Source organism: Paraburkholderia lacunae (genome assembly GCF_003353175.1).
Classification (GTDB): domain Bacteria; phylum Pseudomonadota; class Gammaproteobacteria; order Burkholderiales; family Burkholderiaceae; genus Paraburkholderia; species Paraburkholderia lacunae.
Window position 1 is genome coordinate 123,597 of the sequence record NZ_QHKS01000003.1, and the last position, 13,072, is coordinate 136,668.

The 13,072-nt window shown below is 66.3% G+C and carries 10 protein-coding genes; 7 read left to right on the top strand and 3 right to left on the bottom strand.

Translation table 11 applies throughout. The features are described from left to right. Position 1: 1 nt before the first annotated feature. Together DLM46_RS05390 and DLM46_RS05395 are read right to left on the bottom strand one after the other, a co-directional pair. A complete protein-coding gene (locus DLM46_RS05390; protein ID WP_115099742.1) occupies positions 2–1,315 on the bottom strand; it encodes an acyl-CoA dehydrogenase family protein in 1,314 nt (437 codons plus the stop codon). Beyond that, on the bottom strand, positions 1,312–1,563 hold the full coding sequence (locus DLM46_RS05395; protein WP_115099743.1) for an acyl carrier protein: 252 nt from the start codon (positions 1,561–1,563) through the stop codon (positions 1,312–1,314). Before DLM46_RS05395 ends, DLM46_RS05390 begins: the two co-directional genes overlap by 4 nt. A gap of 332 nt (positions 1,564–1,895) precedes the next feature. On the opposite strand from DLM46_RS05395, the gene DLM46_RS05400 reads away from it, so the two are divergent. The 7 genes from DLM46_RS05400 (at position 1,896) to DLM46_RS05430 (ending at position 11,356) form a co-directional block, all read left to right on the top strand. Further along, positions 1,896–2,429, top strand: a complete 534-nt coding sequence (locus tag DLM46_RS05400) for a GNAT family N-acetyltransferase (protein ID WP_115099744.1) — start codon at positions 1,896–1,898, stop codon at positions 2,427–2,429. A gap of 158 nt (positions 2,430–2,587) precedes the next feature. After that, positions 2,588–4,051 (top strand): hypothetical protein, encoded by a 1,464-nt coding sequence (locus DLM46_RS05405; protein WP_341868576.1) that lies wholly within the window; start codon positions 2,588–2,590, stop codon positions 4,049–4,051. An 11-nt stretch (positions 4,052–4,062) separates the two neighbouring features. Continuing rightward, positions 4,063–5,346: a glycosyltransferase family 4 protein gene (locus DLM46_RS05410; RefSeq protein ID WP_115099746.1), complete on the top strand. Its 1,284-nt coding sequence runs from the start codon at positions 4,063–4,065 to the stop codon at positions 5,344–5,346. After that, positions 5,343–6,497, top strand: a complete 1,155-nt coding sequence (locus DLM46_RS05415; protein ID WP_115099747.1) for a glycosyltransferase family 4 protein — start codon at positions 5,343–5,345, stop codon at positions 6,495–6,497. The genes DLM46_RS05410 and DLM46_RS05415 overlap by 4 nt, the downstream gene beginning before the upstream one ends. 14 nt (positions 6,498–6,511) lie before the next feature. Further along, positions 6,512–9,127, top strand: coding sequence for an NHL repeat-containing protein (locus tag DLM46_RS05420; protein WP_244305855.1), 2,616 nt, complete (start codon positions 6,512–6,514; stop codon positions 9,125–9,127). Positions 9,128–9,136: 9 nt separating this feature from the next. Then, complete coding sequence (locus DLM46_RS05425) at positions 9,137–10,105, top strand: glycosyltransferase family 2 protein (RefSeq protein WP_115099748.1); 969 nt, start codon at positions 9,137–9,139, stop codon at positions 10,103–10,105. Positions 10,106–10,195: 90 nt separating this feature from the next. Then, on the top strand, positions 10,196–11,356 hold the full coding sequence (locus DLM46_RS05430) for a glycosyltransferase family 9 protein (protein ID WP_115099749.1): 1,161 nt from the start codon (positions 10,196–10,198) through the stop codon (positions 11,354–11,356). A 76-nt stretch (positions 11,357–11,432) separates the two neighbouring features. Here DLM46_RS05430 and DLM46_RS05435 read toward each other — a convergent pair whose 3' ends face one another. Continuing rightward, positions 11,433–12,887: a flippase gene (locus DLM46_RS05435; protein ID WP_115099750.1), complete on the bottom strand. Its 1,455-nt coding sequence runs from the start codon at positions 12,885–12,887 to the stop codon at positions 11,433–11,435. Between the last annotated feature and the right edge of the window lie 185 nt (positions 12,888–13,072).

The window sequence follows — 13,072 nt, forward strand, 5'->3', positions numbered from 1 at the left end:
GTCAGGCTCTCCCCGGGGCGGCAGGACGCTGTGCGAGCAACAGGCTGGCGGTGTTCTGCGCGATGCGGTCGTTGTTGATCATCAGCGGCGCGGAGTACAGGTCGCGCAGATGGCGTCCCACGCTGTACTCCGTGCCGTTCTTGTAGCCGGCCATGCCGCAGATCATCAGCACTTCCTGCACGACCTGCAGTGCGGTGCTCGAGATGCTGGTCTTCAGGGTGTTCATGTCGGAGGCGAAGCCGAGCATCGCCGCGAGCGGCGCGTCGGCCTGGCTGGCGCCGTGTTTGGCGTGGTGCGCGGCGCGCGCCGCTTCGAGCGCCACCGACAGACGCGCCTGCATCATCTGCAACAGACCGACTGCTTCGGCGAGACGCAAGCCGGCCGGCGGAATCGAACCGGGCTTCGAGCGCGCCTGGGCGCGGAAGAACGCTTTCGCGCGATTCACCGCATCGCTTGCCACGCCGGTCCATACCGAGGCCCACAGCGTATGTGAGACCGGCAGCATGGTCTGATCCGCGATATCGGCGAAGGGCGTGGGCAGGATCTGGTCGGCGAGACCCGTGGCGACGAGCCGGAAGCCCTCGCTACAAGTGCCGCGCATGCCGAGCGCATCCCAGCCGCCGCGCTTTTCCAGCTGCGTTTGTTCGCGTAATGCGACGATCAGCACCTGATCGGCCGCGGCCGATTCGGCGGTGCGTCGCGCAGTGACCAGAATGCCGTCGGCGTGCGCGCCGTACGAGATCGTCGGCGCGAGTTTTTCGATGCGAAAGCGCTTATTGGTGGACTCGTTGGCGGGCTCGCCGTTGAACTGGTTGGCGGGCTCGTCGTCGAACTCGACCGCACAGGCGCTGGTGCGCATATTGCCGCCGATGGTTTCTTCGGAGGTCGCCGAAGCCAGCAGCCATTGCTGTTGAACTAGTTGCGCGAGCAACTGCCGATGCCATGCCGATTCGCTGCCGTGCGCCTCGATGCAGGCCACCTGGATCTGGTGCATCGCGTACACCATCGCAGTGGAGGCGCAGCCCTGCGCGAGCGTCTCGCAGATCGCGCCGACCTCCGCGAGCGACAAACCGGCGCCGCCGAAGCTGGCCGGCACCAGCGCGGAGAGCAAACGTTCGCGTCGCAGCGCGTCGAAGGCCTCGCTGGGAAAACGCGCTTCGCGATCTACCGCGTCGGCGAACTGCGCGGCCACCGCTGCGCAGCGCTGCGCGGCGGCACGCCAGCCGGGTTCGGTTTGCACCGCGCTCAGCACGGCCGGTGCGGTGTCGGCTTCCCCCGGCAGCGCCGAGGCGGCGTCCAGCAGCGGGGCGTTCATGCTGCCGCCTTCGCCCGCTGCAGTTCGGCGACCGCGGCGGCCATCGAATCGATGCTGGAGAAGAGCCGGCGCGTCAACATGCGGTCCGGGATTTCAATGCCGAATTCGTCTTCGATGGCCAGCATCAGATGCACCGTCGCGAGCGAGGACAGGCCCGCGGCATAGAGATCGGCGTCGTCCGCCAGCGTCTGCGGCGCAACGTCGAGACGTGCCGATTCGGAAAGGATGCGTCGCAATGCGTCTTTCATGGTGAGGTGCCCCGTGGTTGGCCAGCTGTCTCTCGAAGTGTCGCTTGACTGATAAAACGACCGGACTCCGTCGTTTTTACGGTGTGGGTTCAGCGTGTGTCGCTGCACGTGTACGGCGCCGGAAGGCTGCATCGAAGACTAGCGGTGCGGCTTTGGTCGGACGTCACATATTTAAGGATTGTGAAACCCCAGCGTCAGTGCGATGCCGCACGGAACCACGCGTATTGCACACGTACCGTGTTGCCTTAACAACGAGCGGCGTGTCGCGCCGGCTCATCAGGGCGAGCTCACGAAGCCTGCTTCACCGAACTTGGAAACCGCTGGGGAACGTGATGAACTGGAAAACGCTGGAGTTCGAGCAGCTGTCGGCGCGCGAGTTGTATCTGATCTTGCGGGCGCGTAGCGCGGTGTTCGTGGTCGAACAATCCCATGTGTGTCTCGACGCCGATGGCCGCGACGAGACTTCGTTGCACGTGTTCGCGGTCGACGACATGGCGCGGCCGATGCCGATCCTCGCGTATGCGCGTCTGCAACCCGGCGACGCGGAAGATCCCGAGATCACCATCGACAAGGTGCTGACGAGCCCATTGCGGCGCGGCGACGGCACCGCCGAACTGCTGATCGAGCGGGTGCTGCAGGCGATCGCCGGGCGTTGGCCGGGACGCGCCGCGCGCGTGAGCGCGCCGGCGGGCTTGCGCGACTTCTACGAGCAATTCGGTTTTCGCAAGACGGAGGGGCCGTATCTCGAGTATGGCGTGCCGTTCATCGGGCTCACGCGCCAGGTACGCGGCAGCCAGCCGCTGTTCGGCCTACGCCGTCGCGAACGCAACGGCGTGTCGGTCGTCAACACGTACGAGTTGTTGTGATGGCGCGGATGCTTGTCACACCGTCCAGCGCACAGGCGGCGCTGCGGCCGCGGCGGTCTGCGCCGCTGTCTCCGCATGAAGCGCCGCGTGCGCAGACCGGCGCCGCTGCGTCGTCAGGCAGCGCGGCCGCGGCGGTGCCGCTCCCACGGAGTGCGGGCATGCGTCATCCGACTCGCCTGCCGTTCGCGCTCTTCGCGATCACGCTTGTGCTGATCGTCCTGCGTCAGGGCAAGCTGGTGGAGATGTTCTTTCCTCTCGGCGCGTTCGGCATTGCGTTGCTGCTGTATCGCCGCTCGCCCGCGCATTATCTCGGCTTCGTGTGCTGGCTGTTTTTTCTGTCGCCGGAAGTGCGCCGTCTCGCGGACTTCGCCAATGCTTCGTTCAACCAGCAAAGTCCGGTGATGATCGCGCCGTTGCTGGCGGTCTCGCTCAGCGGCTTCACGCTGATCAGGAACTTCCGCATTCTCGGCGAGCGCCGCGCCGCGCCGCTGGTGATGATCATGCTGGCGCTGTTCTACTCGTTCGTGGTCGGCATGGCGGCGGTCGGGCCGGCCGCCGCGCTGTATACGCTGGTCAACTGGATGTTCCCCGTGCTGGTCGCGTTCCACCTCGTCGCGACCTGGCGGGACTATCCGGTCTATCACCGCGTGCTGCTCAAGACCTTCGTCTACGCAGGCTTCGTGATGGGCCTGTACGGCGTGATCGAGTTCGTCTCGCCGCCGCCGTGGGACGCGTTCTGGCTGCTGGCATCGCGGATGACCTCGGAGGGCACGGCCGTGCCGTTCGGCATGCGCATCGGCAGCACGATGAATTCGTCGGGTCCGTTCGCCATGACCATCATGTCGATCATGCTGCTGTCGCTCGGCGCACGCGGCAAGATGCGCATTGCAATGGGCATCGTCGGCGTTCCCGCGCTGATGTTCACCGCGGTGCGCGGCGCGTGGGGCGGCCTCGTGATCGGCCTGATCTATCCGCTCGCGATGCTCGACGGCAAAGGACGCCTGCGGCTGATCGGCGGGCTGCTGGGTCTCGCGATGCTGGGCGCGCCGGCGCTGATGATCGACGAAGTGTCCGAGCCGCTCATGAAGCGCTTCGACACGATCCAGAACATCAGCGAAGACAACAGCTATCAGGTGCGCGCCGAGTTCTACAAGCAGTTCTTCGCGGTCGCGCTGAGCGACATCGCGGGGCAGGGGCTCGGCACCACGGGCCTTGGCACTAAACTCTCCGCCGACGATACACAGCAGTTGAGCGTCGTGTTCGACAGCGGCGTGATGGAAGTGCCGTACGTGATGGGCTGGCCGGGCACGCTGCTGTACGTGGGCGGAATCCTGCTGCTGATGTGGCGCGCGTTCGTCGCGAGCCGTTTGCGCTCGAAAGACCGGCTGGCGATTTCCGGCGTCGGCGTGTCGCTCGCGATCTTCGCGATGATGGTGTTCGTCAATACCTTGACCGGGCTGCCTGGCTTGTTCTTTTTCATCGGCGTGACCATGCCGGTGATCAGCTTGCGGCATGCGCGCCATCTGCATGGACCGGCATCTGCTGCCTCGGCTGCCTCGGCTGCGTCCGTTGCGTCTGTTGTGCCGGGCGCGGCGCCGCAAGCCCGAGGGAGCCGGGTATGACGCATCAAGCTATGCGTATTTTGATCGTCACGCATGTGGTCGCCAGAGGCGATGGGCAAGGGCGCGTCAACTACGAAATCGCCCGCGCCGCGCTCGAAGCCGGACATGAGGTCACGCTGCTGGCGTCGCAGGCCGCGCCGGAAATCAGCGGGCAGCTGCGCGCGCGGTTCGTGAAGATCGCCGCAAGCCGGCTGCCGTCGCGGCTCCTGCAATACCAGATGTTTGCGTGGCGTACCGCGCTGTGGATTCGCGCCCATCGTCACGAGTTCGACGTGATTCACGTGAACGGTTTCATCACGTGGGCGCACGCCGATGTCAACGCGGTGCATTTCGTTCACGACGGCTGGTATCGCTGCGGCTTCTATCCATTTCGTTTGAGGGACGGCGCGTATGCCGCCTATCAGGTGATCTTCACGCGCGTGAACGCGTGGTGCGAGCGCTTCGCGTTGCGCCGTGCGCGGGTGGTCGTGCCGGTGTCGGCGAAAGTGGGCGCGGAAGTGTGCGCGCTCGGCATCGACGCGGCGCGCCTCTGCGTGATCCACAACGGCGTCGATACCGAAGAGTTCATGCCGGGCGCCGCGCAGCGCGCGCGCTTCGGTCTGCCGGAAGGGCCGTTCATGCTGCTGTTCGCCGGCGACCTGCGGTTGCCGCGCAAGAATCTCGATACCGTGCTGCGCGTCCTGGCGGCGACCCCCGGCGTTCACCTCGCGGTGGCCGGCGGCTTGCACAACAGTCCGTATCCGGCGCTGGCCGAGTCGCTCGGCTTGAGCGAGCGGGTGCATTTCATCGGCTTCGTCAAGGAGATGCCGGAGTTGATGCGCTCGGTGGATGGGTTCGTGTTTCCGTCGCGCTACGAGGCGATGAGTCTGGTGCTGCTCGAAGCGCTGGGCTCAGGCTTGCCGGTGGTCACGGTGCGCACGGCGGGCGGCGCGGAAGTGATCGGCGCAGGCTACGGCACCGTGCTCGACAGCCCGGAAGACGAAGCGGGACTGGCGGCGGCGATCGCGCGGCTGGCGCGGGACCCGGAGTACGCCCAACGGATGCAAAAAGCGGCGCGCGTCCTTGCGCAAACACTGACCTGGCAGATCATGGCGAATCGCTATCTGGCGCTCTACGAACGGATTGCCGCGGAGCGTGCCGCTGCGCCGGGCGTAACCGGCTTGACGGGGCAGGCCGTTTCGATGCACGCGGCGCTCGATGTCGACGCGGCCACAACGGCCACAACGGGCACTACGGCTACTACGGCCACCATGACCGCCGCCGCGACCGCGGCCGTCACGGCGGCGAAATCATGAGCGCGCCGATCGATTCGCTGCAAATCGGCATGCACTGGTTCGGCGAGCGGCCAGGCGGGCTCGACCGCATGTTCAAGGCCTTGATCGAGTCGTTGCCCGCGCAGGGCGTGAGCGTGCGCGGCCTGGTGGCGGGAAGCCCGGGCGTGCTGGCGGCGTCCGGCGGTGCGGTGCAGTCGTTCGCCGATCCGCAGGCGGGCATCGGCACGCGGCTGTGGGGCGCCCGCTCACGGTCGCGGCAGCTCGGGCGTCTGCGCAAGCCCGATGTGGTCGCCTCGCACTTTGCGCTCTATGCCGCGCCGACCCTCGGCGTGTTCGGCAGCGTGCCGCGGGTCGTGCATTTTCATGGGCCATGGGCCGACGAATCCGGCGTGGAAGGGCGTGCCGGCTTGAGCGGCGCGCTGCGCTATTCGCTCGAACGCATGGTGTATCGCGGCGGCGCGCGTCATATCGTGCTGTCGCATGCGTTCGGCGACATTCTGCGTACCCGCTACCGTGTGCCGGAAGAGCGGATTCGCGTGGTGCCGGGCTGCGTCGACGTGGCACGTTTCGCGACGCGCACGAGCAAGCGCCAGGCTCGCAAGCGGCTCGGCTTGCCGCTGGACCGGCCGGTGCTGTTCTGCGTGCGGCGGCTGGTGGCGCGCATGGGCCTCGACGATCTGGTCGACGCGATGTTCGTCGTCAAGCAGGCGGTGCCCGACGTGCTGCTGGTGATCGCCGGCAAAGGACCCATGGAGGAACCGCTGCGCGGGCGCATCATGGCGCGCGGCCTCGAGCAGCAAGTCCGCCTTGCCGGTTTCGTCCCGGACGACGCCTTGCCGCTCTGGTATCGCGCGGCCGACGTGACGGTGGTGCCCACCGTCGCGCTGGAAGGTTTCGGCCTGACGACCATCGAGTCGCTCGCGGCCGGCACGCCTGTGCTGGTGACGCCGGTCGGCGGTTTGCCGGAAGCGGTGGCGCCGCTCTCGCCCGACCTGGTGCTGCCCTCGGGCGGCTATCACGCGATCGGCTGCGGCGTGGCGGAGGCATTGCTCGGCGTGCGCGCGATGCCGGACGCGGGCGCGTGCCGGGACTATGCGCGCAAGCACTTCGATCATCCGGTGGTGGCCGCGCAGGTGGCCGAGGTCTATCGCGACGCGATAGACGCCGACTGACGCGGTGGTTGCGCATGCAACGTTCGAAGCGCCGCTGGTTTGAACGCCTCGTCTGCGCCGCCGCGCTCTCGCTGCCGGTGATCGCGCTATGGAGCGCGTCGGAGCCGGGCGGGCTAGCAGGACATGCCGCGTTATCGCCCGCGACGCTTGCGCCGGCTTCCGGCGCGGCGAGTGCCGTGCGGGTGACGCACGCAGCGAGCGGCGCCGCCATCGACACCTCCGTCGACGCCGCGCTGGACGCGCCCGTCGTACCGATGCTGGCGGCCGCCGCCGAGCCGGACCTCGCGCCTGCGCTGGCGCATCCGCCGCTGTCGTATCGCAGTTCGTGGATCGGCAACACCTACGGTTACGCCGATCGACGCTGGGTGCAGGGCGACGTGCAGGCGATCGCCGTCACGCCGGCCGGCGATGTCTACACCAATGCGCCGTGGGACGAAGGCGGCGGCGAAGTCGGCCATTACCGCGACGGCCAACTGCTGCAGTACGGCAGCGAGACGCACAGCTGGGGCCGCGTCGGCGGCGACGCGGTGGCGGTCAACGACGACTACGTCTTCACCGCGCAGGTGATCAGCAGCATGGGTGACGAGATCGCTGCGCAAAAGAATCTGCCGCGCGCCGGCGAGCTCTGGTACGGCGTGGCGCGCCGCAGCCGCGCCGATCTGCGCAAACCGGCGCCGTTCGCGGGGCAGACCGAGTGGCCCGGCGTCGCGCTGGCCTTTCGCCTGATGTGGAAGTCGAGCGACAAGGAGGAGTACTCGATCCGCGGACTCGCCGCCGACGCCGCCCGTCTCTATGTGTCGAACCAGCGCGATAACCGCGTCGATATCTACGACGCGCGCAGCATGCAGCCGGCCGGCCACTTCGCCGCCGAGCAGCCGGGCAAGCTCGCGCTCGCGCCCGACGGCACGCTGTGGGTGATTGAGCGCAGCCGCACAGACGCCGCACGGCGCGTCGTCCATCATGCGCTGGATGGCGAGCCGCTCGGCGCGTTGAATCTGCCTGTCGGCGCGGTGCCGGTCGATCTCGCGCTCGACGCGAATGGCCGTGTGTATGTCGCCGATAACGGGCCGCGTCAGCAGGTGCTGATTTTTTCGCGAGCGACGGATGCCGCCTCGAGCATCGCGGATAGCGCGGTTGCCGCGCTTAAGCTGGCGCCCGCGAAGCCGACTGAAAAGTCAGCCGCGAAGTCGGCCGCGAAGTCGGCCGAACCAACAGCTTCGAAACCGGCGGCACGCATCGCACCAGCAACTCAACCGGCGCCTGCAAAGCCGGCCGTCAACCAGGACGTCTCCATGCAGCTAACGGCAACCTTGGGCGAAACGGGCGGCATTTATGCCGGGCGTGCCGGCACGCCCGGACCGTTGCGCTTTAACGGGCTGACGGGCGTCGGCGTGGATCGCGCAGGCAATGTTTATGTGGCGATGAACGGTTCCGGGCCGCGCAGTCATCGGCCCGATGCGGTCGGCAACACCGCCGGCGTGCTGCTCGAAAGCTATGCGCCGGACGGCACGCGCCGCTTTAGCTTGCAATCCTTATTGTTCATCGACGGTGCGCAGTTTGTGGAGGGCGATCCGCCTTCGGTGTATAGCGGCGGCAAGCGCTTCACGCTCGATCTGTCGCGCCCGCTCGGCGAGGAATGGCGCTACGCCGGCTTCACCGCCGATCGCTTTCGCTATCCGTACGATCCGTTCTTCAATCTGAACGAGGCGCAGCGCGGCACGCCGATGGTCCGCGATATCGAGGGCAGGCGTCTGCTGTACACGCTCGACATGACGTCGAGCTATTTGCGCATCTATCGTTTCGCGGGTGATCAGGAGACGGCGATTCCGTCGGGCCTGTTCGCGTTGTGGCATATCCCCGGGCCCTGGCCGCCGAACCAGCCGGCGCGCGGCGAATGGATCTGGCGCGATACGGCGGGCAAGGGCCGCTTCGCGCCGCACGACTTCGAGCAGAACACCGCCGACATGCGCGATGAAGGGCCGAAGCTGCGCGGCTGGTGGGTCGATCGGCGCGGCGACATCTGGCAGGGCACCGCGACCGAAGGGATTCGCTGTTTTCCATTGCAAGGCTTCGACCGCACCGGCAATCCGGTTTATCACTACGCGTCGCTGCGCACCTACGACACGCCGTCACGGTTGAACCATCTCGCGCGGCTCGTCTACGACGACGCGACGGACACCCTGTACCTGTCCGGCTCGACGCGCCAGCGGCCGTTCAACGAAGCGAACTGGAACGGTGCGGGTTCGCTGCTGGCCCGCTACGACCACTGGAAAAGCGGCAAGCCGGTGCTGCGCTATGCGATCGAGTGGCCCGATCGCGGGCCGGAGAATCCGCTGTTCATGACCGGCTTCGCGGTGGGCGGCGACTATCTGTTCGCGGTCGAAAGCCGCAGCGCCGTGGTGAGCGTCTACGAGCGCGACACCGGCCGCGAGGTCGGTCATCTGGCGCCCGGTCCCGAGGTCGGCTCGACGAGCGGCATGATGGACGAGGCGATGCCGATCAGCGCGCATCGGCTCGCGTCCGGCGAGTACCTCGTGTTCGTGGAAGAAGACCTGCACGGCAAAACGATCATGTATCGCTTCACGCCACCGGCGCGGCCGGCGGCGCAAACCTCCCTTGAATCTCACTGAGCTGCGCGAATGAATCTCATGACGACACCCGGTGCGCTCTTCACACGACACACCACGCAAGACGCCACGCAAGACGCCCATCGCAGCGCCGCGCGCTTCGCGGTGTGCGTGACGACGATGAACCGCACCGGCACGCTGGCCGCCTGTCTCGACAGCCTGAGTCGGTGCGTGCCGCGCGCCGCATGCATCGTGGTCAGCGACGATTCGCCGGACCCGTTGACACGCGAGGCCAACGCGGCGGTGGTCGCGCGGCATCCCGGCGTGGTGTATCTGCAGGGACCGCGGCGTGGCGTCTGTGCCAACCGGAACCACGCGGTCAAAGCGTGTCTCGCGCAAACGGCGCCGTGCGATTACGTGTCGTTTGTCGATGACGACATTCAGGTCGAGCCGGATTTTTTCGCCTCCGCTGACGTGTATTACGCGTCGCTCGTTCCCACGCGCCGGCGCTGGACGATTCTGACCGGCGGCACGTCGACCGGCGGGGGAGCGTACGAATGCCGGCCGGTGCGATTGTCGTTCGCGGGCTATTTCATGGAAGGCGACCGGCCGCAGTGCGTGAACATCCACGCGGCCGTGTTTCCACTCGCGCTGTTCGAACGCGACGGCTGGGACGAAAACATTTTCTTCGGCACCGAAGACGCCGAGCTGTCGTTGCGCGCGCTGCGACGCGGCTATGTGATCGATCTCGCGCCGCACGTGCGCACGCGCGACACGATGCCCGGCGCGGGTGTGCTGAACGGCACGGACGCCGGCGCGCGCTACGGACTCACGCGCTATCAGGTCAATTGCGAGGCGGCGCGTCTTTACATCGGTGTCAAGCGCTATCGCGTGATCGAGCCGGATGCGCTCAGGTGCGTGGCGTTCCTGGCGATGTACGTCGGCCATCTGCTCGTCTATCTGGCGCGGCGGCGCGCGTTGTCGAAGTTCGTGCCGATCGTCAGGATATCGAATGTATGGCGCGCGAGTGCCGCGCGGTAGCTTGCCGGACCGTATCGCGCGACGGCTCATGGGGCCGGTCGCCATGACAACGAAGTCGGAGACGTCACCCAACCAGCGGGAGCAATAACGATGGGATGGAAAGGCTCACTGTGCGAGATGCCGCTCTGGGCGCTCAGCCGTTTCTTCGATGCCGGTATCGATCCGCAGCGTGAAGCGCCGCGCGAGATTCTGGTGCTGCGGCCGAACGACTACGGCGATCTGCTGACCTCCACGCCGGTCTTCGAGGCGTTGCGGCGGCGTTTTCCGACTAGCCGGATTGTGGCCGGCGTCGGGCGGTGGGGGCGCGCGGTGCTGGAAAACAACCCGAACGTCGACGAGATCGTCGAACTCGATGTGCCATGGAACAACAAGTTCGTCGCGGACCAGTCGCTGCGCAACGGCTTCGATTTCATCTGGCATTCAGCTCAGGTGCAGGCGTTGCGCAAACGTGGCGGTTTCGACGCCGGCATCGACGTGCTCGGCAGCCATATGGGCGCCATGCTGATGATGCGGCTCGGCGTGCGCTACCGGGTCGGCGTGCGCGGCTACCGGGGTGGCTGGAGCGCGTGCAGCAAGCATATTGTCTTTTCGACCCGGGTGCATGTTGCGCGCGCCGCATTGGCGCAGGCCGAGCTGCTCGGCGCGACCAGCTTGCCGGAAGCCCGGCCCCAGCTATTTCTGAGCGCGGCGGAGCGGAGCGCGGGCGCGCAGCGATGGGCCGAGGGGACGGCGGATGGACGCCGTCCGGTGCGCTTGCTGGTCGGCTGCGCGGCGGGTCTCGCCGACAAGAGCTGGCCGGCGCGCGCGATGGGCGAGACATTGCGCCAGATCGTGCTGGCGTGCGAGGCGGGCGACATCGACGTGGATGTCGTGATGGTGGGCGGGGCGCCCGATGTGGCGCGCGCCGCCGAGGTGCTTGCGCACTGCGGCGACACCGGCCGGATTCGTTCTCTGGTTGGGTCGACTACGCTGCGCGTGACGTTTGCGCTGGCTGAGCAAGCCGATGTGGTGATCACCAATCCGTCGATGTTGTTGCATGTTGCCGCGGCGTTCAGGCGGCCCACCGTGGCGATTGTCGGCGGCACGTTTGCCGATGCGCAGTTGCATGACACCGTTTGGGGGTATCCCGCGCCTTATTGCAGCGTTGGGCCGTCAGTGGTGGTGAAAGGGGCGCACGCGGTGAATTGGCCGTCGGTTGGAGAGGTGGCCGAAGTGGTGCTGAAGGTCATCGGAGTGCCGGTAACGACGTAGGTCCTGTTGGCCTGCACGGCGGCTATGTCCGTGCATCGACGGCAGCCGTGCAACCGATAGTTGCGTGCGCCACGAACTATCCAATGGGCACGCGCCGCAATCCCTTCTTCAAGACCGAGCGTAGCTCACTGGAGACATGCAACGACCACCCAAGATTGGCGGCCACCAGAACAGCACCGACAACGGCCGCCACAGGCAGCGCCTCGACCAGCCCCGCCAGCACGCTGGCAAGAACCAGAAAAGCCAGATGCGCGAGCATATTCGCGACAATCGTCTTCACGTGCAGCCGTGAGAAGTAGAGAAACGCGCAGTAGTCAAACAGCGCCTTGACCACGATGACGCTGGCCGCGCCGGCAATGCCAAAAAAATGAATCGATAGCCACAGCGCGCCGATGAACACAGGCAACTGAATCCAGCTAACTTTCGCGACAGCGGCGGGATTCGCCTGCGCCTGAATCAGGATGCCGAGAATGCTCGACTGTCCGGCAAGCCACACGCCAACAATCAGAATTCGCCCAACCGGCGCACAAGCCACGGCCATCTGCGCGCCAAGCCAGATAGTCAGAAACGGCTCGAGAGCAAACAGCGCAACAATCACACAAGGCGTAAACGCGCCGTTCAGAAACGCCAGCGCGCCACGCGCCAGCTGATCCGCGTCCTCGCGTGCGGACGCCGACAGGCGCGGAAACAAGGTCCGCAACATCGCCCCGGGCAAGATGTTCAAGCGGTTCACCAGATTCTGCGGCGTCGCATAGTACGCAACAAAGCGCGCGCCCAGCATCGAGCCGATCAGCACGCGGTCGAGCGTCTGCGAAATCATGCCGGCGCCGGAAAACAGCAGCAGCCAGCGTCCATAGCCGAACAGCTCGGCGATCACCGGCCATTCAGGCTTGCACACGCGGCGAATGTTCAGCGCGCGCCAGGTCGCCATGCCGAGCATGACGCCGGCAATCAGGCGCGCGCACACCGCGGCCGGTATCGCTACCGCCAGCGACGGTGAAATGAAGTAGATCGCCGCGAGCGGCAACACTTGAAAAAGAATCGTGCCGATCGTCTGGTTGGTGTTGAAACTGGCGAAGCGCTCCACCGCCGTTATCGCGCCGGCAAATACCCATGTGACGTTCGCAAGCGGCACCGCGATCGCGATCCATGGCAGGCTTGCCATGACCTCGCGCTGGAACGCCGGTTCGATCTTGACGCCGTGCTGGATGTACAGAAACGCGCCGAAATACACGATCAGTCCGCCGATGATCCCCGTGCCGAGATTCAGCGCACACGCGCTCCAGAAAATGCGCTCGACTGAACCGTCGTCGGCATCGCGCACCTTGGCGATCTGATTTTCGGTCGCGAGACTGGTGCCGAGATCGAGCACGCTGAAGTAGCCGATCAGCGCCCAGACGAGGTTGATCACGCCGTAGCGATCGACGCCCATCAGATGCAGATAGGCCGGCACGGTCGCGAGCGAGATGAAGGTAGGCACGACGGAGCCCGCGAAGTTGATCGCGATGTTCTTGAGAATGCTTTTTTCCATGGAACGCTGTGCGGCCTCGGTGATTGCACGGGGAGTCTGGATGGTGCGCCAGTCCGTCTGACAGATGTGTGTGCGCGCGTACAGATAGGGACGGCGCGCGGCAGTCTAATAATCGGCATATCGCGGCGCCGCGCTTTGCGCGGACGCCAGCAAAAAACAATATGACGGCCCGTGCTCGGGTGAGC